Below are 19,306 nucleotides of genomic sequence, written 5' to 3' on the forward strand. Positions count from 1 at the left end.
TGCCAGTGTTGAGCCATGGGCTACGTTGTCGGCGACTATCTGCTCGATCGGCTCCGGGAACTCGGCGTCACCGAAATCTTCGGCGTTCCCGGTGATTTCAATCTGCAGTTCCTCGACCATGTCATCGCCCACCCCGACATTCGCTGGATCGGCAGCGCCAACGAGCTGAACGCCGGCTACGCCGCCGACGGCTACGCGCGGCTGCGCGGCGTCGGCACGGTCGTCACCACCTACGGCGTGGGCGAGCTGAGCGCGGTCAATGCCATCGCGGGCAGCTACGCCGAGCACGTGCCCGTGGTGCACGTCGTCGGCGTGCCCGCCAAGGACATCCAGGCCGGTCACCGCGTCATCCACCACACCCTCGGCGACGGCGACTTCCACCACTTCCGCCGGATCGCCGCCGAAGTCACCTGTGCGCAGGCCGATCTCGGCGCGGCCGACGCCTGCCAGGAGATCGACCGGGTGCTGAATTCGGTTCGCGTGCACCGCCGTCCGGGGTATCTCATGCTGGCCACCGATACCGCGCGGGTGGAGGTGTCCCCGCCCGCGACGCCGCTGGCGCCGCCCGCCGACTTCTCGAGTGCGGGCGCGCGGGCAGCCTTCGCGCAGGCGGCACGCGAATTCCTCGGCGGCCGGCGGGTGACCGTCCTCGCGGACATCTTCGTCGACCGGGTCGGAGCGACCGACCGGTTGCGCACCCTGGTCGGCCCGACCCCGGGACAACCGCACGGACTCCCGCACGCCACCCTGGCCTGGGGCAAGACCGTGGTCGACGAATCCGCCCCGAACTTCCTCGGCGTCTACACCGGCGCGGCCTCCCCGCCGCAGGTACGTGCCGCCGTCGAGGACGCCGACCGCCTGGTGACCGTCGGGGTCCAGTACACCGACAGCATCACCGCGGGTTTCAGCCACCGCATCGACCCGCACCGCACCATCGATATCGGTCCCGAGCGAACGGTGATCGGGGCAGTCGACGCCTTCGCACCGCTGTCGCTGACCGCGGCCCTGGAGATCCTCACCGAGCTCGCCCCCGAATTCGCCGCTCCCGCACCGATTCCCGCCCCGGCGGCCGCCGCCGCGGACGCCCCGCCCGTCGTGGACGCCCCGCTCACCCAGGCCGCCCTGTGGCCCCTGGTCGCGGCGGCGCTGGGCAACAACAACATTGTCGTGGCCGACCAGGGCTCGGCCTTCTTCGGCCTGGCCACGTTGCGCATGCCGACCGGCATCACCTTTCTCGGCCAGCCGCTGTGGGGCTCGATCGGCTATGCCCTCCCGGCCGCGCTCGGCGCGGGCATCGCCTGCCCCGACCGTCGCGCGGTTCTCGTCATCGGCGATGGCGCGGCCCAGCTTTCGATCCAGGAGCTGGGCACCTGGATCCGCGAGCAGCTGAACGGCGTGATCATCCTGGTCGACAACGACGGCTATGCCATCGAACGCGCCATCCACGGCCCGGCCGCCCCGTACAACGACATCGCCCCGTGGCGCTGGCCCGAACTCCCGCACGCCTTCGGCGGCGACGACGAGTCCGTCCTGACTCTCCGCGCGACCACGGTCGGCGAGCTGCAACACTGCCTGAAAGTCGCGACGGACGAGCAGGACCGGCTGGTCTTCCTGCAGGTGATCACCGGCGCCACGGACTACCCGCCACTGGTCTCGGACATCGCCTCCGCCCTCACCCGCGCGAATACCCGCACGTAGGGGCCGATTAACCGCGCGATCCCGACGTCTGGCACAATGCTCAGGTTGCTTTGGGCGCGCTGTGCCCGGGCACCGCCCAAATATCCGGAGCACGAACCGGTAGAGCACCCTCCCCGGGTAGCCGCCAGGTTCCTCTGTTCGCGCGAACTCCAATAAGGACGGACATGAACACCCTCGACTTCGTCGACGCAAGCTCGCTGCGCAGCGACATCCCGGACTTCCGCCCGGGTGACACGGTCAACGTGCACGTGAAGGTTATCGAAGGCAACAAGGAGCGCATCCAGGTCTTCAAGGGCGTCGTCATCCGCCGCCAGAACGGTGGCATCCGCGAGACCTTCACCGTGCGCAAGGTTTCGTTCGGTGTCGGCGTGGAGCGCACCTTCCCGGTGCACAGCCCCAACCTGGACAAGATCGAGGTCGTGACCCGCGGTGACGTGCGTCGCGCCAAGCTGTACTACCTGCGCGATCTGCGCGGCAAGGCCGCCAAGATCAAGGAAAAGCGCTGAAGTAGTCGCAGCTCCCGCTGAGCCGGTGAACGGCTCGGCGCAGGATCGACAGTCGGCTCGCCGACAACGAGTAGCCCGGCACCGCATGGTTCTTCGCGGTGCCGGGCTACTCTGTTCCGGTGGCAGACGAGAGCGAGTCGGTGACGAAGTCCGGGTCCGGCAACGGCAATGGGGCGAAGACGCCCGAGGCGCCCGAGACACCCCGGCCGAAGTCGAAGAAGAAGCAACGCCCGTTCTGGCAGGAGCTGCCCATCCTGATCGGCTTCGCGGCGCTGATCGTGGCGCTGCTGGTGACCTTCATCGGCCGGCCCTACGTCATTCCCTCGCAGTCCATGGAACCCACCCTGCACGGCTGCGCGGGTTGCACCGGCGACCGCATCTATGTCGAGAAGCTGAGCTACTACTTCGGCGATCCCGAGCCTGGCGACGTGGTGGTGTTCGTCGGCCCGACCAGCTCGTGGAACAGCCACTACAAGTCGATCCGCTCCTCCACCACCGTGGTGCGCGGGGTGCAGAACTTCCTGTCCTTCTTCGGCCTGGTGCCGCCGGACGAGAACGATCTGGTGAAGCGGGTCATCGCCACGGGTGGGCAATCGGTCAAATGCTGTGACGCACAAGGCCGGATCCTGGTCAAGGACGACAGCCCCGGCGCCGACTGGAAGCCGCTCGACGAGCCGTACGTGAAGTTCAACAACCCCTTCGACCCCCAGCACCCGGACGTGCAGTTCAACGCGGGCGGCCGGGCCTTCCCCGAGATCAAGGTGCCCGCCGGCAACCTGTGGGTGATGGGTGACAACCGCGCCGAGTCCGCCGACTCCCGCTACCACATGAAGGACGAGCTGCAGGGCACCGTGCCGGTGAAGGATGTGCGCGGCAAGGCCGTGTTCAAGATCTGGCCGCCGAGCCGGATGGGTCCGGTCCGGGCGCAGGACCCGCAGTAGAAGCGAGAATCGCGGGATAATCGACCGGTGGTGAAGATGGCGAGGGCCGCCGGGCCCGGTGCGAGCCGGAAGGCGAGCGGCGGCAAGAAGATTCAGCGGATCGACCGCGGTGACTGGCCGCCGCGCGTGGTCATGCGGCAGGCGGGCGGGCTACGCACACTGGAAGCCGCGCTGATCCGCAGCGGCCTCGGTCCGGTCGCGGGTGTCGACGAGGCCGGGCGCGGCTGCGCGGCGGGCCCGCTGGTGGTGGCCTCCTGCCTGCTGCCACCGAAGGCCTACGCCTCCCTCGCCGGTCTCGACGACTCGAAGAAGCTCACCGAGAATGCCCGCGAACAGCTGTTCCCCATCATCAAGCGGCTCGCGCTGGCCTGGGAGGTGGTGGTCGTCCCGGCCTGGGAGATCGACGCCATCGGCATCCACGTGGCCAATATCGAGGGCATGCGGCGTGCGGTGGCCGGGCTGGATCCGGTGCCCGGCTACGTGCTCACCGACGGCTTCCGGGTGCCCGGCATCCCGGTGCCGTCGCTGCCGGTGATCGGCGGCGACGCCTCGGCGGCCTGCATCGCCGCGGCCAGCGTGCTGGCCAAGGTGACCCGTGACCGCATCATGGTGGAGCTGGACGAGCTATACCCGGGCTACGGATTCGCCGCCCACAAGGGCTACAACACCCCCGAGCACAATGAGGCGCTGACCCGTCTCGGCATCACCCCCGAGCACCGCCGTTCGTGGCGAAACGTCCGGGAGACCGGCCGAGTGGCTACCGAGACGGCGCATGCGGGATGATGTCTTTACACCCAGTTGGGCGACAAGGAGGACGTTCCACCCGATGAGCGCCGAGGACCTCGAGAAGTACGAAACCGAGATGGAGCTATCCCTGTACCGCGAGTACAAGGACATCGTCGGGCAATTCTCGTACGTGGTGGAGACCGAACGTCGCTTCTACCTCGCCAATTCCGTCGAACTGCGGCCGCAGAACGCCGATGGCGAGGTGTACTTCGAGGTACGGATGTCGGATGCATGGGTGTGGGACATGTACCGGCCGGCGCGCTTCGTGAAGCACGTTCGCGTGATCACCTTCAAAGATGTGAATATCGAGGAGCTGGAGAAGACCGACCTGCGGCTTCCCGACTAGTCCACAGGCCGCAGGTTATCCACAGGCTCACTGTTTTCCCAGTTCGGCATGGCCGGGTCCGTCACGGGCCCGGCCATGCTGGCTGAATGGCACAGCATCTGGCGCTGGGAGCGCAGGGGGAGGAACTGGCCGCGGACTTTCTCCGCGCGGCCGGCATGGAGATCGTCGCCCGCAATTGGCGATGCCGCTTCGGCGAGCTCGACGTCATCGCCCGCGAGGGCGAGGTGACGGCCTTCGTCGAGGTCAAAACCCGCCGCACCCTGACCTGCGGCCCACCCGAGGAAGCCGTCACCTACCTCAAACAGCGCCGCATTCGCGAACTCGCCACCCGCTGGCTGCACGAACAGAATGGCCCATTTCTGCGCATCCGCTTCGACGTGGTCTCCGTCCTCCTGCGTCCGGGCCGCACCCCGGAAATCCGCCACCTGAAGGCGGTGTTCTGAAATGACTTTGGGCAGAGCCTATTCCGTCGCCGTCAACGGCGTAGAGGGCCAACTCGTGGAAATCGAAGCCGACATAGGCCAGGGCCTCCCCTCGGTCCACCTGGTCGGCCGCCCCGACACCACCCTCCAGGAATCCCGCGACCGCGTCCGCGCCGCCGTCACCAATACGGGTGAGAAATGGCCTGACGGCCGCGTCATCCTCGCCCTGTCCCCGGCCACGCTGCCGAAGGTCGGCAGCGTGTACGACGTCGCTCTGGCCGGTGCCGTGCTGGACGCGGCCGGGGCGATCCCGTCGAATCGTCTCTCGGAGTCGGTACTGCTGGGTGAACTGGCACTGGACGGCCGCGTGCGCCGGGTGCGCGGCATTCTTCCGGCGGTACTGGCGGCGCGGAATGCGGGGCGGCGCACCGTCATCGTCCCGACGGCCGCCCTGCCCGAGGCGGGTCTGGTCGACGGCATTCGCGTCCTCGGGGCGTCGACCCTGCTCGAATTACTGGAATGGCTGCGTGGCGGAAGTGAGCTCGCGCTTCCCGATCCGGTCCAGCCGACGGCCGAGACATCGATCGGGGACCTGCGCGAGGTGGTGGGCCAGGACGAGGCGCGCTGGGCCCTGGAGGTGGCCGCGGCGGGCGGGCATCACCTGCTGCTGACGGGCCCGCCCGGCATCGGGAAAACCATGTTGGCGCAACGGCTTCCAGGCTTGCTGCCACCGCTGCGCGAACGGGATTCCCTGGAGGTGACCGCGATTCACTCGGTGGCGGGCAAACTGTCCGACGATGCCCCGCTGATCACCGCGCCGCCCTTCGTGGCACCCCATCATTCGTCGTCGGTCACCGCGATGATCGGCGGCGGTTCGGGGTCCGCCCGGCCCGGGGCGGTCAGCTGCGCCCATCGCGGCGTCCTGTTCCTGGACGAGTGCGCCGAGATCGGCAGCAAGGTCCTCGAGGCGCTGCGAACTCCCTTGGAGGAAGGGGAGGTTCGCATCGCGCGCCGGGACGGGGTGTCCCGTTTCCCGGCCCGATTCCAACTCGTCCTCGCGGCCAACCCGTGCCCGTGCGCACCCGCCCGCGATATCGACTGCATCTGCGCACCGCTGGCCCGCCGCCGCTACCTCGGCAAACTCTCCGGACCGCTGATGGATCGCATCGATCTTTCGGTGCAGATGCACGCCCAGGCCGCCGGAGCCTTCACCGGCGACGAGGTCGAGAGCAGCGAGAAGGTCCGCGCCCGCGTGACGGCGGCACGGAACGCGGCCGCCGAACGATGGGTCGAGCTCGGCATGACCACCAATGCGGAGGTGCCCGGTCACATACTCCGCCAACGCTTCCGGTTGCCCCGTGAGGCGCTCGCCCCGGTCGAGAATGCCCTCCAGCACGGCCGTATGTCCGCCCGCGGCGCCGACCGCGCGATCAGGGTTGCCTGGACCGTCTGTGACTTGCGTGGCGGTGATGTGCCCAGCGCCCAGGATGTCCTGCAGGCATTGAGCTTTCGACAGCGAGGTGGGGTATGAGCGAGACGACGGATAACTTCGATTCGATGCGGTGCACTGGCGTACGCCACGAATTCAGTTCGGCCTCAGGGGATGTGGCGGCGAAAGCATCGGTTGTGCCTGCCTCTGGAAGTGCTGCCGGTGCGACCGACACCGGACTTGGTCAGCCTGGTTCGTTCGGCATAAACGAATCCGGGTCACGCGAACCCGGTCGCGTCAGCGAATTCGGCCGGGGCTCCGGGTGGACGGGGGCGAAGCACGGTGCGAAAGGCACTGTCGGCGCGGCGGTCGCGGGCGGGGATGCGGATGAGAGGCGGTTGGCTTGGGTGTATTTGTCGCGGGTGGTGGAGGGGCCCTGTGCGGCGTTGTCGGCGTTGATCGGGTCAGTGGGGGTGGTGGAGGCGGCGCGGGCGGTTCGGGAGTGCGCATTGCCCGAGGTGTTGCGGGGGCCTACCGAGCTGCGGCGGGGGATCGACCGGGCGGAAAGGGATTTGGCGTATATCGAGCGGTTGGGTGGGCGGGTGGTGACGCCGGACGATGCGGAGTGGCCGGCCTGGCGGATGCTCGGGCTGGGGCAGTTGGATCCGGCGCAGGATGCGGATGCGGCTGTGCCGCTGGTGTTGTGGGTGCGGGGGCCGCGGTCGCTGCTGGAGACCACCGAGCGGGCGATCGCGGTGGTGGGGGCGCGGTGCAGCACCGGGTACGGGAATCATGCGACCGGCGAGATTGCCGGTGAGCTCGCGGCGCGCGGGTGGACGATCGTGTCCGGGGCTGCGTTCGGGATCGACGGGATGGCACACCGGGCCGCGCTGGCCGTCGGCGGTATGACGATCGCCGTGCTCGCCTGCGGTCCGGATCGGCCGTACCCCGTGCAGCACGATCAGCTGCTGGCCGAGATCGTCGATACCGGTCTGGTCGTCACCGAGTACCCGCCCGGCACCTCCGCGCGCAAACACCATTTCCTGGCCCGCAATCGGCTGATAGCCGCCTTCGCGGACGGTGTCGTAGTGGTGGAGGCCGGGATGCGCAGCGGGGCACGCAACACGGTGAAATGGTGCCGCCGGCTGGGCCGGCCCGCGATGGCCGTTCCCGGCCCGGTCACCTCGGCGGCCTCGGTCGGCTGCCACCGCATGATCCGCGAGGGCGAAGCCTTCATCGTCACCCGCGCCGAGGACATCCTCGACGAAGCCGGGCCGCTGCGCCTGTCCCTGCCGGGCGCGGTCCCACCCAGCCCGGAGGACAATCTCTCCGGCGACGAGGCCCTGGTCCTCGCCGCCCTCCCCAACACCGGTTCCCGCCTGCCTCGTGGCCTGGCTACCGACACCGGCCTCCCATTGCCCGCGGTCCGTGCCACTCTGTCCGCGCTGGAGATCGCGGGCTTGGTCGCCTGCGATGGCAATGGCTGGTACCGAACGAACCCTCCCACGACCTCATCTACCACCGCGATCGTTGCCGCACATGAACAACATCGGCGATTGCTGTGATCCAGCTGGTTCGGATCCGCACAAGGCGGTGGGTGACGGCACTGAGCTATCTGGTGTGCGATCGGTGCGGTCTCGTGCTGGATCGTGATCTCGACGCCGCCAGGAACTTGACGGTGTTGGCGTCCACGCAGAGTTGCGGCGGGACGATAAACATGCTCGATGGAAACCGTGTCAGACCCGGTTCGCCGGGCAGTGGTATCGCCGCAGGAAGACCCGAAACTGCGGTTGCGGGCCAACCCTGTTCGAGCAATCGGATGGGTCACGCGAGGACGACACTCTCCGTGGACGGTGCTTGATATGTGGCGGGATTCGGGTCAGCGTGGACGGATGAGTGAGCTGCCCGAGGATTTGGAGGCATTGCTGGCCGAGTATGGGCGGCACTTGCGGTTGGGGCGGAATCGGTCGGAGCATACGGCGCGGGCGTACGTGGGCGATGCGCGCGGGTTGCTGGAGCATTTGCTGGGGCGGGCGGTGGATTCCGGTGTGGGGGAGGTGGATCTGGCGTTGCTGCGGTCGTGGCTGGCGGCGCAGGCGGCTGGGGGCGCGGCGCGGACCACCGTGGCGCGGCGGGCCTCGTCGGCTCGGACGTTCACGGCCTGGCTGACGCACACAGGGCGGCTGGCGGTGGATCCGGGGCCGCGGCTGGGGTCGGCGCGGGCGCATCGGGTGCTGCCGTCGGTGCTGGGGCGCGAGCAGGCGCAGGCGGCCATGGCGGCGGCGGAATCAGGTGCGGCGCAGCATGATCCGATGGCCTTGCGGGATCGGCTGATTGTCGAGATGCTGTACGCGACCGGGATCCGGGTGAGCGAGCTGTGCGGGCTCGATATTGAGGACGTGGATCGGGAACGGCGGCTGGTGCGCGTGCTGGGGAAGGGGAACAAGGAGCGGGCGGTGCCGTTCGGCGTGCCCGCCGAGCAGGCGCTGGACGGCTGGCTGCGGTTTGGCCGGGCCGCCTTTGCCACCCCGCAGTCGGGACGCGCGCTGCTGCTGGGCCGGCGGGGCCGACGCATCGACCAGCGGCAGGCCAGAACTGTTGTGCACGAGGTGGTTTCCGCCATTCCGGGCGCACCCGATATGGGCCCGCACGGTTTCCGTCACACCGCCGCGACCCATCTGCTCGAGGGCGGGGCCGATCTGCGGGTGGTGCAGGAGATCCTGGGCCACGCCAGCATGGCCACCACACAGCTGTACACCCACGTGTCGATCGATCGGCTCAAGAAGGTGCACGACCAAGCCCACCCGCGCGCCTGACCGCCATGCGAATGCCCGACTCGGCCGAATTGGTGCCCGGCGCCGCCGATTCGCCTGTGGTGCTGCACGTTCCGCACTCTGCGCGCACGATCCCAGCCGCGGTCCGTGCGGAGCTGCTGCTCGATGACGGGGCGCTCGACCGTGAGCTCGACGCCATCACCGACGTCCACACCGCGCGGCTGGCCGTCGCGGCCGCACGCCTGTCGCCCACTCGGCCATGGCAATTCGTGAACCGGCTGTCCCGGCTGGTCGTCGACCCGGAGCGGTTCCCGGACGAGCGTGAGGAGATGCTCGCCGTCGGCATGGGCGCGGTGTACACCGCAACCACGGACCGGATGCCGTTGCGGGCGGCGGATTTCGATCCCGCACCGTTGCTGGACCGCTATTTCCACCCCTATGCGCAAGCCATGACGGATCTGGTCGCCGATCGCCTGTCGGCGACCGGCCGTGCGGTGATTATCGACATCCACTCCTACCCGGCTCAGCCCCTGCCCTATGAGCTGCACGGCGACCTACCGCGTCCGCCGATCTGCTTGGGCGCGGACGCCTTTCACACGCCGCCCGAACTGCTCACCCACGCGGCCGGGGCCTTCGCGGACTTCGGCGGCGTCGGCGTGAACAGCCCGTTCGCGGGAACCTATGTGCCGCTGGACTTCTACGGCACCGAACCCCGCGTCACCGCGCTGATGGTGGAGATCCGCCGCGACCTGTACCTGTCCGAACCCGGCGGTCCGCCCGGTCCCGTAATCGATCGCCTGGCCGCCGCCCTGGCCGCGCTCATTGCCGATATCCGGTGACCGACGGCCTATCGAAATACTATCGACGACCTATCGGAATTCATGCTAGCGTCACTTAGGTAATCCTAATTATGGAGGCTTCCTTTGGCACGCACACGCATCACGCTGGTGGTCCAGAACACCATCCGACTGACTGATCACCTGATCCGGGTCCGGCTGGGCGGCCCCGGCTTCGCGTCCTTCCAGCCCAACGACCGCACCGACGCCTACGTCAAACTGGTCTTCCCCGGTGCCGACGGCGATACCGTGCGCACCTACACCGTGCGCGAGGTGGATCGCGCGGCGCAGGAGCTCGCCATCGACTTCGTCCACCACGGCGACGAGGGCGTCGCCGGACCGTGGGCCGCCGCGGCCCAGCCGGGCGACACCATCGACCTGATGGGCCCGGGCGGCGCCTACGCCCCGCGTTCCGACGCCGACTGGCACCTGCTGGCCGGCGACGAATCCGCACTCCCCGCCATTGCCGCGGCCTGCGAGTCGCTGCCCGCCGACGCGGTCGGGCAAGTATTCGTGGAGGTCGCGGATCCCGCTGACGAACTCACCTTCGCCCACCCGGAGGGCGTGGAGCTGACCTGGATTCACCGCGGCGCGGACGAACCGGGAGTGCGCCTCGCCGCCGCCGTCCACTCCGCCCCCTGGCGTGACGGCCAGGTGCACGTCTTCATCCACGGTGAAGCCCAGGCCGTCATGCACAACCTCCGGCCCTACATCCGCAAGGACCGCGGCGTCCCCGCCGACTGGGCATCCATCTCCGGTTACTGGCGGCGCGGCCGCACCGAGGAGGGCTTCCGCCGCTGGAAGTCCGAACTCGCCGAACGCGAAAAGGCCACCCCCGCAGTCCTTTAGCCAATCCACTCGGCTCGGCTGCTCCGCGAGAGGCTCGCCGCACGCGTATGGGGCAGTCGTAGCCGGGCTTCCGGGACGAAATCGCAGGCGCGGCTGATGATTACGGCGTGCAGCACGTGTTCGAGTTGGTCGAGGTGTGGTCGCGGGACCGACTGGCGGGCTGTGGCGTGAGGATCGCCTCCAGGCGCATGTGTCCCCGCCGTGCCAGGCGCCCCCTCGGACAATGTGTTTCGGTCCCGGAGACCTCACCACCGCAGCGCCGTGCCCGAAACCCTAGCGGGTAGCGTCGATGATCATGACGAATCCATCCTCCCTGCGTGAACGTCTGCGCGCTGCGCTTCCTGTGGCGATGAAGGCCCGCGACCGAAGTGCTACCGCGGCGCTTCGTTCGGCTCTGGGCGCTATCGACAATGCCGAAGCTGTGGACGGTTCCGATGTTCGTGCCGGGGCCATCGAGTCCAGTGCAGTGGGGGTGGGCGCGGCGGAACGCGCTCGGCGCGACCTCACCGAGTCCGATATCGCCGGTATCGTGCGTGCCGAGATCGACGACCGTCTCACTGCCGCAGCGGAATACGATGCGCTCTCCGGTGGGGCGGACCGTGCCGCCTCGCTGCGCGCCGAGGCCGCTGCCCTCTCGGCTCACCTCGTGGATGGCTGAGGCCGCGCGCCTCAGCGTGGCCGGATGGTTCCGATGTAGCGGTGTGCGAACCAGCGCTGGACGAGTCGCACGATCGGGCCGCCGAGCCGGGTGTACCAGGCGCCCGGTTGCGAGAACGCGGCAATGAGCGCGTGGACCGAGCCGTCGGCGGTGTCGTATTCGACGCAGAACAACTCCTCACCGCTCTCGGGGTGGCCGGGGAGCGTCCCATAGGCGAAACCGCGCCGATCCGGCTCGTCGAGGACGTAGACGACCCGGCACGGCGCGCTCACGCCGATCGGCCCCAGTCCGAGCCGCACCGTCAACTCGGTTCCCGGCTCGGCTACCGGCGTGGTCGAGTCCTGGAAGATCCCGGTACCGCGCTGCATCCCGTACCCGAGAATGTGTTCGGCCGCCTGCTCGAACAGGGCTCGGCCCGAACCGATGTGCCTGCGTAGCCGGAAATGGTCGTAGCCCGGCGGAAATTCACCCGCGGTCGCGCCGACATCGGAGTAGGTGAAGGGCGCGGGTTTCTGCGACATGGTCACCATCCTCGCTCGGTTTCGAAGTTGACGTCCATGCGGCCGGGACGGGCCGGGATGTCGCCGGTGAGGGGCTTGAGCCGGATCGGAGTGCGGTGGAGTAGCCCGAGCGGATCGAGGTATTCGCCGTCTCGCCGCGCTCCCCAGTGCAGGCACGGAGAGCAGGGCGGGTGTCCGGCCTCCAGCAGCCCGATCGGTGTGCCGCGAGTCAGCCTGCGGCCCACGGGAATTACTGCGGTGACCGGCTCGTAGGTCGTTCGGAGCCCGCCGGGATGGTCGATGGAGACAACCGGTTTGTCGGCCACGATTCCCGCGAAGACGACGATGCCGTCCCCGGCCGCGAGCACCACCTGCCTCTGATCGCCCGCCAAATCCACCCCGCGATGCCCCGGCAGCCAATCGTGTTCGGGCTTGTCGAAGGCGCGCACGACCCCTGGCCGCGGCCACAGCGGCCAATCGAAATCGCCGACGGGCGCAGGTGAACCGCCGGCAGCGGGCATGGCGGCGCACAGCCCGATCAGGCTCGTCGCGCACGCTCCGGCCACGACCCGGACGACTGTGCCGCCCGGACCATGCGCACGCGATGCGAGCCGAAATCTGGTGTGCAGACCGGGGGAAACGCCTGCGCCCGCGGCATTCGAAGCCGTCATGGACGGCACGGCTGAGACGTCGGTGTGCTGGGTGAGAGGTGGTGGTTCGGGCATGGGAATCAGCCTGCGCCGTGGTGGGGCGGTAGGCGAGAGGCTGCGCGGCGAGTGTGGATGACACGACCGGTTGTGGACAGCGTGGATGTCAGTTGCCGGGTCGCGTCAGGGAGTAGTGGATCATCGGGCCGAGTACGCCCTGGACGGTTTCGTAGGGACGCATTCCCAGGCGCTCCACAACGGCACGTGAGGCGGTATTGCCTTCGTCGATTTCGGCGAGGACTCGATCCATCCCGAGCGTGTCGAAGGCATAGTCCAGGACCGCGGCTGCGGCCTCGCCTGCCAGGCCGTGGCCCCAGCGGGCCGGGGTCAGGCTGTAGACGATCTCCAGGTCGGGGCCGCCGTCGAGTCCACGCAATCCAGCCGTGCCGAGCAGTGGCCCGCCGCTTCTTTCTCGGAGCGCCCAGAGCCCGAAATTCACGGTGGCGAAACTATTTTCGGAATTCGTGATGATCCGCGTCACCTCTTCGGCGGAGAGCATTTCGCCGTCGAAGAGGAATTCGCGGACACGCGGGTCGTGCCACAGCGCCACGAGTTCGTCGCGATCGCTCGCGCACACCGGTGTGAGCGCCAGTCGCCCGGTTCGCAGCATTGCCCCACCGTAGGTCGCTGACCTGCGATAGCGCACCTGAGTAACGCACACCCACTGGGCCCGATTTCGGTCTGACGCCTCAGCTGCGTAAACTGATCCAGCGGTTTGCGTGAACGCAGACCGACTTCGCGCGCCCACAGTGAGTGTCGCCGGCTGGTCCCCCTGATTCGTTTTCGGAGGGTTCCGGTGGCCGTGAGCGCCAGGGCAGGGATCGCCGATTCCTGTGTCAACCAGCAACGAGAGGAAGTTACGGAGCCATGGCTGTCGTAACAATGAAGCAGCTGCTCGATAGCGGCGCGCACTTCGGTCACCAGACCCGCCGGTGGAACCCGAAGATGAAGCGGTTCATCTTCACCGACCGCAACGGCATCTACATCATCGACCTGCAGCAGACGCTGACCTACATCGACAAGGCCTACGAGTTCGTGAAGGAGACCGTTGCCCACGGCGGCACCGTTCTCTTCGTCGGTACCAAGAAGCAGGCTCAGGAGTCGATCGCCTCCGAGGCGACCCGCGTCGGCATGCCCTACGTGAACCAGCGCTGGCTGGGCGGCATGCTCACCAACTTCTCGACCGTCCACAAGCGGCTGCAGCGCCTGAAGGAGCTGGAGTCGATGGAGCAGACCGGCGGTTTCGAGGGTCGCACCAAGAAGGAAATCCTCATGCTGACGCGTGAGAAGAACAAGCTGGAGCGCACCCTGGGCGGCATCCGGGACATGGCCAAGGTTCCCTCGGCCATCTGGGTTGTCGACACCAACAAGGAGCACATCGCCGTCGGTGAGGCTCGCAAGCTGAACATCCCGGTCATCGCGATCCTGGACACCAACTGCGACCCGGACCTGGTCGACTACCCGATCCCGGGCAACGACGACGCGATCCGCTCGGCCGCGCTGCTGACCAAGGTCGTCGCCTCCGCCGTCGCCGAGGGCGTGCAGGCTCGTGCCGCGCGTGCCACCGGCGATGCGAAGCCCGAGGCCGGCGCCGGCGAGCCGCTCGCCGAGTGGGAGCAGGAGCTGCTGGCTCAGGCCACCCCGGCCGCCGAGCCGGAGACCGCGGCCGAGGCCGAGGTGAAGGACGAGCCGGCCCCGAAGACCCCGGCCGACTTCTGATTTCCAGCCGCGAGGCATCTGTTCACCTTGCCGACCGCTCATGTTCCATGACGGTCGGCAAGGTGTGACCCCCACAGACTTTCACTCACAAAGGGAGGCTCGCCCGAGATGGCGAACTACACCGCCGCCGATGTGAAGCGGCTCCGCGAGCTCACCGGCTCCGGCATGATGGACTGCAAGAAGGCGCTCGAGGAGAACGCGGGCGACTTCGACAAGGCCGTCGAGTTCCTGCGTATCAAGGGCGCCAAGGATGTCGGCAAGCGCGCTGAGCGCGCCACCGCCGAGGGCCTGGTCGTCGCGCAGGACGGCGTCCTGATCGAGATCAACTCCGAGACCGACTTCGTGGCCAAGAACCAGGAGTTCCAGGACGTCGCGAACGCCATCGTGGCCGCCGCCGCGAAGGCCCGCCCGGCCGACCTGGACGCCCTGAAGGCCGTTGAGGTCGATGGCAAGACCGCCGACCAGGTGCTGCAGGAGCTGGCCGCCAAGATCGGCGAGAAGCTCGAGCTGCGCCGCGTCGCCACCTTCGACGGCACCACCACCGTCTACCTGCACAAGCGCGCCACCGACCTGCCGCCCGCCGTCGGCGTTCTGGTCGAGTACACCGGCACCGACGCCGACGCCGCCCGTGCGGCCGGCATGCAGGTCGCGGCCCTCAAGGCCAAGTACCTGACCCGCGAGGACGTCCCGGCCGAGCTCGTCGCCAAGGAGCGCGAGATCGCCGAGGCGACCGCCAAGGAGGAGGGCAAGCCGGAGGCCGCCCTGTCGAAGATCGTCGAGGGTCGCGTCAACGGCTTCTACAAGGACGTCGTCCTGCTGGAGCAGGCGTCGGTCACCGACTCCAAGAAGACCGTCAAGCAGCAGCTGGACGAGGCCGGTGTCACCATCACCCGCTTCGCCCGCTTCGAGGTCGGCCAGGCGTAATCGCCTGAAGCATCGAAAAGGCCCCTCGCCCATCGGATTCCGATGAGCGAGGGGCCTTCTCGTGTTCCGCCGCGGCTGCTGCCGGGGGGAGAGTCAGGCCCTGCTCCCGCTGTCGGTGCCGGTGGCGAATGGCCGCCGCGGGGCCCGCGACGGTCGCGAGGGTCGCGGCGAGGGCGGGGGCTGCCAGTCCGGTCCGGACCGTGCGGTTCTTCGTGGTCACGCGCCGAAGGTATGTGAAACAGCTTTATGTGAAACAGGATTGAGCGCCCCCCTGTTTCCTGGGCAAGGTTTCCGGGGGCCGGGTGTCAGGTGGGCCGGTTCTGTAGTGCCGTCAGCTGGTGGATGTCATGCTTCAGCCGTAGCTCGGAGATAGCCTCCGTGGTTGCCGAGCCGGACAGTAGCAGGTCGCTCAGCTCGGCGAGATACTTCTCGTGCCCGGCCGGCGTGACCATGAAAAGCATTCTGGCGGTGGTGGTTCCGGGATTGTGGAAGGCGTGGGGGCAACCCGCGGGCACGTACATGAAGCTGCCCGGGCCGCCACGGTAGACGGGCGTGCCGTCGGCGGCCCGCCAGCTGAGCCAGTCGCCCACGGCCTCGGCCTCGGGGTGGAAGGCCAGCAGGTCGAGTTCGCCCTCGACGATGTAGAAGATCTCCTCGGCGTGGCCGTGCCAGTGTGCGCCGACGTCGAAACCGGGCGGAACCTCGGCTTCGAAGGCGGACCAGGCATCGGAGTGGTCGGCCCCGACCTTGAGCGTCATGGTGGGCTGCACCTTCTCGCCTGCGCCGGGTGGCAGCAGCAGGCCGTCGGCGGCCAGTAGTCCGTCGGTCATCGCGTGCTCCTCAGAGCGTCCAGTCGGTGGCGGTCAGCCAGGCGTCGAGGGTCATCAGATCGGGGAGAGCCGCGCGCAAGGCGGGCACGTCGATGGCCGGGGCGGGGCGGGAGTTGAAGAAGGCGAACATCTTTCCGACCTGCTCGTCGAAGGCGCGGATCTGCTCGACGGGGACCTGGACGGTCCGCGGGAGTAATCCGGCTGAGCGCGCGAGGGTTTCGGCGATCTGCGACGGCGTCGGGCTGTCGCCGGCGAGGGTCAGGGTGCGGCCCAGGAACTCGTCGGGGCGGTCGAAGGCCAGGGCGGCGAAGCGGCCGATATCGCGGATGGCGATGAGCGGCATGGGCAGGTCCGGAGGCACCGGCAGGGCCAGGACCAGGTGGTCTCCGTCGCGGGCAGGCCGGTTGTAGGTGGCGAAATTGTCCATGAACGACACCGGCCGCAGTACGGTCGCGGGCAGTCCGAGGGCGCGGATGTGGTCCTCGATGTGCTCCTTGGCGTCGTAGTACTCGATGCCGGAGCCCGCTCCGACCCCGTGCAGCGAGCTGTAGACCAGGTGCGCGACGCCGGCTTTGGCGGCCACGTCCGCTACCGCTTTCCCGCGCCGCTCCTCGTCGGCGACGGCGGCCAGGCTGATGTGGACGCCGTCCATCATGGTCAGCATGAGGAAGACGCCGTGTGCGCCGTCCATGGCGGTCCGCAGCGATTCCTCGTCGTCCAGGTCGCCGGCCGTGAGCTCGGCCCCCGCTTCCCGCAGTCGGCGCGCCTGCGGTGCGTTCGGATTGCGGACGAAGGCCCGGACCGGCCGGCCCCGCTCCAGTAGTGCGGTGGCGGTGGCGCTGCCTTGCCGCCCGGTTGCTCCGATGACCAGTACCGGTCCGTTGTCCGCGCTCATCTTCAGCTCCCGTCGCGTCGATCTCGATTCGACGGTAGGAAGCCGCGTGCGCGCCTGTCCTGGTGGCGATAATGCTAGGCAGGTCTCTGTACAGGGGGACGGCCGAATGGTAAGTGGCAACGGCACTTCCGGCTCGCATCACGTCTCCGCCCGGCATGCGCAGCTGGGCGAGTTCCTGCGGGCGCAGCGGGCGCGGTTGCAGCCGGGGGACGTGGGCCTGGTGCCGTACGGCGATCCCGCGCGGCGGCGCACGCCCGGATTGCGGCGGGAGGAGGTCGCCGAGCTGTCGGGGGTGGGGGTGACCTGGTACACGTGGCTGGAGCAGGGGCGCGAGGTGGCGGCCAGCCGGCAGGTCATCGACGCCCTGGCCCGCACCCTCCGGCTGGATCCCGATCAGCATCGTCACCTGCGGTTTCTGGCCGGTCTCGCCGAGCCGGAGGACGCCGGGCCCGAGGCCGACCGGCCTCGACTGCAGCGATTGGTGGACGCGGTCATGCCCAGTCCGGCGAGCGTGTACGACGCTGGATTCGACTATCTGGTCTGGAATCGGGCCTATGTGCTGGTCCGCGACGATCCGCTCGCCCTGCCGCCGGAACGCCGCAATCTGCTCTGGATGATGTTCACCGAGAACGCGAATCGCATGCGCATGGCGCATTGGGAGCGTGCGGCGCGCGCGATGGTGAGTCAGGTGCGCGATGCCGTGGGCCGTCGCCCCGATGATCCCCGGCTGGCCGCCTTGGTGTCGGAATTGTCCGTTGTGAGCTCGGACTTCCGGCGCTGGTGGTCGGAGTATCCGGTGCGCCGATTCCGGCCCGCCACCATTACCGTGCGTCATCCGCGGGCCGGGCCGATCGAACTCGAAGTATTCCAATTGCGCCCGGTCGAGCACCCGAACCTGCTGATGGTGGTGCAGGCCCCGGCCACGCCGGTCGCCGCTGGGCGAATCGCCGCGGTCCTGGCGGCCGGATAAATCGGGTAAATGTCACGAATCGGAGCGCCGTATCGAGGGTCGGGTCACGCTCGCCACCGGTCGTGAGGCAGGATGGATGGAGCTTTCAAGCCGTCCCGTGCAATCCATCGGCCGGGATGGTCTTTTCATGTGCGTGCGCACGCTCGACCGCCGAGACAAGGAGACCGATGACGGACCCGGATACCGCCCCCGATCGCAAGGGCTACCGCCGAGTGCTCCTCAAGCTCGGTGGCGAGATGTTCGGCGGTGGTCGGGTGGGTCTCGATCCCGATGTGGTGCAGGCGGTCGCGGAGCAGATCGCCGAGGTCGTCGAGACCGGTGTCCAGGTGGCGGTCGTCATCGGCGGCGGTAACTTCTTCCGTGGCGCCGAGCTCGAGGAACGCGGCATGGAGCGGGCCCGCTCGGACTACATGGGCATGCTCGGTACCGTCATGAACTCCCTTGCGCTGCAGGACTTCCTGCAGAAGCAGGGCATCGATACCCGGGTGCAGACCGCCATCACCATGGGACAGGTCGCCGAGCCGTACCTGCCGCTGCGCGCCAAGCGGCACCTGGAGAAGGGCCGCGTCGTGATCTTCGGCGCGGGCATGGGCATGCCCTACTTCTCCACCGACACCACCGCCGCCCAGCGCGCGCTGGAGATCGGCGCCGAGGTGGTCCTGATGGCGAAGGCCGTGGACGGCGTCTTCACCGCGGATCCGCGGGAGGACCCCGACGCCACCATGTTCACCGAGATCACCCACAAGGAGGCGTTGGAACGCGGCCTGAAGGTCGCCGATGCCACCGCTTTCAGCCTGTGTATGGACAACCAGATGCCCATGCTGGTGTTCAATCTGTTGACCAAGGGAAATATCGCCCGCGCGGTCGCCGGTGAGAAGATCGGCACGCTGGTCCGGTCATGACCGAGACAAGAACGATGACGCAGTGGAGGAATCGCCGTGATTGAAGAAGCGCTCTTCGACGCCGAAGAAAAAATGGAGAAGGCCGTCTCGGTGGTGAAGGACGATCTGGGCTCCATTCGGACCGGGCGCGCGAATCCCAGCATGTTCTCGCGAGTTGTGGTCGACTACTACGGTTCGCCGACGCCGATCACCCAGATGGCCTCCATCACGGTGCCCGAGCCGCGCATGCTCGTCATCAAGCCCTACGAGCAGTCCCAGCTGCAGCCGATCGAGACCGCGATCCGCAACTCGGACCTCGGGGTGAACCCGACCAACAATGGCGACATCATTCGCGTCAGCGTCCCGCAGCTCACCGAGGAGCGCCGCCGGGAAATGGTCAAGCAGGCCAAGTCCAAGGGCGAGGATGCCAAGATCTCGATCCGCAATGTCCGCCGCAAGGCGATGGACGAGCTCGGCCGCATCCAGAAAGACGGCGAGGCCGGCGAGGACGAGGTCGGCCGCGCCGAGAAGGAACTCGACAAGACCACGCAGAAATACGTCGCGCACGTCGACGAACTGGTGAAGCACAAGGAAGCTGAGCTGCTCGAGGTCTAGGACGGCCGACGCCGGCCGGG

The 19,306-nt window shown here is 68.3% G+C and carries 22 protein-coding genes; 17 read left to right on the forward strand and 5 right to left on the reverse strand.

Going from position 1 to position 19,306, the window contains the following annotated elements:
* Positions 1–15 precede the first annotated feature (15 nt).
* The 12 genes from AB0L60_RS16500 to AB0L60_RS16555 all read left to right on the forward strand — a co-directional run bounded on the left by AB0L60_RS16500 (position 16) and on the right by AB0L60_RS16555 (position 11,245).
* Positions 16–1,698 (forward strand): thiamine pyrophosphate-binding protein, encoded by a 1,683-nt coding sequence (locus tag AB0L60_RS16500; RefSeq protein WP_364613871.1) that lies wholly within the window; start codon positions 16–18, stop codon positions 1,696–1,698.
* A 164-nt stretch (positions 1,699–1,862) separates the two neighbouring features.
* A complete protein-coding gene (rplS, locus tag AB0L60_RS16505) occupies positions 1,863–2,204 on the forward strand; it encodes a 50S ribosomal protein L19 (protein WP_033086110.1) in 342 nt (113 codons plus the stop codon).
* A 245-nt stretch (positions 2,205–2,449) separates the two neighbouring features.
* Entirely contained in the window at positions 2,450–3,145 is a 696-nt protein-coding gene (lepB, locus tag AB0L60_RS16510; RefSeq protein ID WP_364614003.1) for a signal peptidase I, read from the forward strand.
* A gap of 27 nt (positions 3,146–3,172) precedes the next feature.
* On the forward strand, positions 3,173–3,928 hold the full coding sequence (locus AB0L60_RS16515) for a ribonuclease HII (protein ID WP_364613875.1): 756 nt from the start codon (positions 3,173–3,175) through the stop codon (positions 3,926–3,928).
* A gap of 43 nt (positions 3,929–3,971) precedes the next feature.
* Positions 3,972–4,277 (forward strand): DUF2469 domain-containing protein, encoded by a 306-nt coding sequence (locus tag AB0L60_RS16520; RefSeq protein ID WP_040859817.1) that lies wholly within the window; start codon positions 3,972–3,974, stop codon positions 4,275–4,277.
* An 86-nt stretch (positions 4,278–4,363) separates the two neighbouring features.
* The gene (locus tag AB0L60_RS16525) at positions 4,364–4,720 is read left to right on the forward strand and encodes a YraN family protein (RefSeq protein ID WP_364613879.1); all 357 of its coding nucleotides are present in this window, start codon (positions 4,364–4,366) and stop codon (positions 4,718–4,720) included.
* Position 4,721: 1 nt separating this feature from the next.
* Positions 4,722–6,230, forward strand: coding sequence for a YifB family Mg chelatase-like AAA ATPase (locus AB0L60_RS16530; RefSeq protein ID WP_364613882.1), 1,509 nt, complete (start codon positions 4,722–4,724; stop codon positions 6,228–6,230).
* Between the two features lie 296 nt (positions 6,231–6,526).
* Positions 6,527–7,693 (forward strand): DNA-processing protein DprA, encoded by a 1,167-nt coding sequence (gene dprA, locus AB0L60_RS16535; protein ID WP_364613885.1) that lies wholly within the window; start codon positions 6,527–6,529, stop codon positions 7,691–7,693.
* Between the two features lie 327 nt (positions 7,694–8,020).
* A complete protein-coding gene (locus AB0L60_RS16540; RefSeq protein ID WP_364613888.1) occupies positions 8,021–8,944 on the forward strand; it encodes a tyrosine recombinase XerC in 924 nt (307 codons plus the stop codon).
* A 5-nt stretch (positions 8,945–8,949) separates the two neighbouring features.
* A complete protein-coding gene (locus tag AB0L60_RS16545) occupies positions 8,950–9,741 on the forward strand; it encodes an N-formylglutamate amidohydrolase (RefSeq protein ID WP_364613891.1) in 792 nt (263 codons plus the stop codon).
* Positions 9,742–9,825: 84 nt separating this feature from the next.
* Positions 9,826–10,587, forward strand: coding sequence for a siderophore-interacting protein (locus AB0L60_RS16550; protein WP_364613893.1), 762 nt, complete (start codon positions 9,826–9,828; stop codon positions 10,585–10,587).
* A gap of 295 nt (positions 10,588–10,882) precedes the next feature.
* Entirely contained in the window at positions 10,883–11,245 is a 363-nt protein-coding gene (locus tag AB0L60_RS16555; protein WP_364613896.1) for a hypothetical protein, read from the forward strand.
* Positions 11,246–11,256: 11 nt separating this feature from the next.
* On the opposite strand, the gene AB0L60_RS16560 is transcribed toward AB0L60_RS16555, so the two are convergent.
* From AB0L60_RS16560 to AB0L60_RS16570, 3 genes are all read right to left on the reverse strand, one after another.
* Positions 11,257–11,766 (reverse strand): DUF1990 domain-containing protein, encoded by a 510-nt coding sequence (locus AB0L60_RS16560; RefSeq protein ID WP_364613899.1) that lies wholly within the window; start codon positions 11,764–11,766, stop codon positions 11,257–11,259.
* Positions 11,767–11,768: 2 nt separating this feature from the next.
* A complete protein-coding gene (locus AB0L60_RS16565) occupies positions 11,769–12,266 on the reverse strand; it encodes a M23 family metallopeptidase (protein WP_364614006.1) in 498 nt (165 codons plus the stop codon).
* Between the two features lie 292 nt (positions 12,267–12,558).
* Positions 12,559–13,062: a GNAT family N-acetyltransferase gene (locus AB0L60_RS16570; RefSeq protein ID WP_364613903.1), complete on the reverse strand. Its 504-nt coding sequence runs from the start codon at positions 13,060–13,062 to the stop codon at positions 12,559–12,561.
* Positions 13,063–13,319: 257 nt separating this feature from the next.
* Between AB0L60_RS16570 and rpsB the strand changes: the two genes are divergently transcribed.
* Positions 13,320–14,171, forward strand: coding sequence for a 30S ribosomal protein S2 (gene rpsB, locus AB0L60_RS16575; RefSeq protein ID WP_364613906.1), 852 nt, complete (start codon positions 13,320–13,322; stop codon positions 14,169–14,171).
* 108 nt (positions 14,172–14,279) lie between these two features.
* Complete coding sequence (gene tsf, locus AB0L60_RS16580) at positions 14,280–15,095, forward strand: translation elongation factor Ts (RefSeq protein ID WP_364613909.1); 816 nt, start codon at positions 14,280–14,282, stop codon at positions 15,093–15,095.
* A gap of 305 nt (positions 15,096–15,400) precedes the next feature.
* On the opposite strand, the gene AB0L60_RS16585 is transcribed toward tsf, so the two are convergent.
* Positions 15,401–15,925 (reverse strand): cupin domain-containing protein, encoded by a 525-nt coding sequence (locus AB0L60_RS16585; protein ID WP_364613912.1) that lies wholly within the window; start codon positions 15,923–15,925, stop codon positions 15,401–15,403.
* Between the two features lie 10 nt (positions 15,926–15,935).
* Positions 15,936–16,820: an NmrA/HSCARG family protein gene (locus AB0L60_RS16590; protein ID WP_364613915.1), complete on the reverse strand. Its 885-nt coding sequence runs from the start codon at positions 16,818–16,820 to the stop codon at positions 15,936–15,938.
* A 106-nt stretch (positions 16,821–16,926) separates the two neighbouring features.
* On the opposite strand from AB0L60_RS16590, the gene AB0L60_RS16595 reads away from it, so the two are divergent.
* The 3 genes from AB0L60_RS16595 (at position 16,927) to frr (ending at position 19,286) form a co-directional block, all read left to right on the forward strand.
* Positions 16,927–17,790 (forward strand): helix-turn-helix transcriptional regulator, encoded by an 864-nt coding sequence (locus AB0L60_RS16595; protein ID WP_364613918.1) that lies wholly within the window; start codon positions 16,927–16,929, stop codon positions 17,788–17,790.
* Positions 17,791–17,957: 167 nt separating this feature from the next.
* A complete protein-coding gene (gene pyrH / locus AB0L60_RS16600; RefSeq protein WP_040859803.1) occupies positions 17,958–18,692 on the forward strand; it encodes a UMP kinase in 735 nt (244 codons plus the stop codon).
* Between the two features lie 36 nt (positions 18,693–18,728).
* Entirely contained in the window at positions 18,729–19,286 is a 558-nt protein-coding gene (gene frr, locus AB0L60_RS16605; protein WP_364613922.1) for a ribosome recycling factor, read from the forward strand.
* Positions 19,287–19,306: the final 20 nt, after the last annotated feature.

This window comes from Nocardia sp. NPDC051981, assembly GCF_040680715.1.
GTDB lineage: Bacteria > Actinomycetota > Actinomycetes > Mycobacteriales > Mycobacteriaceae > Nocardia.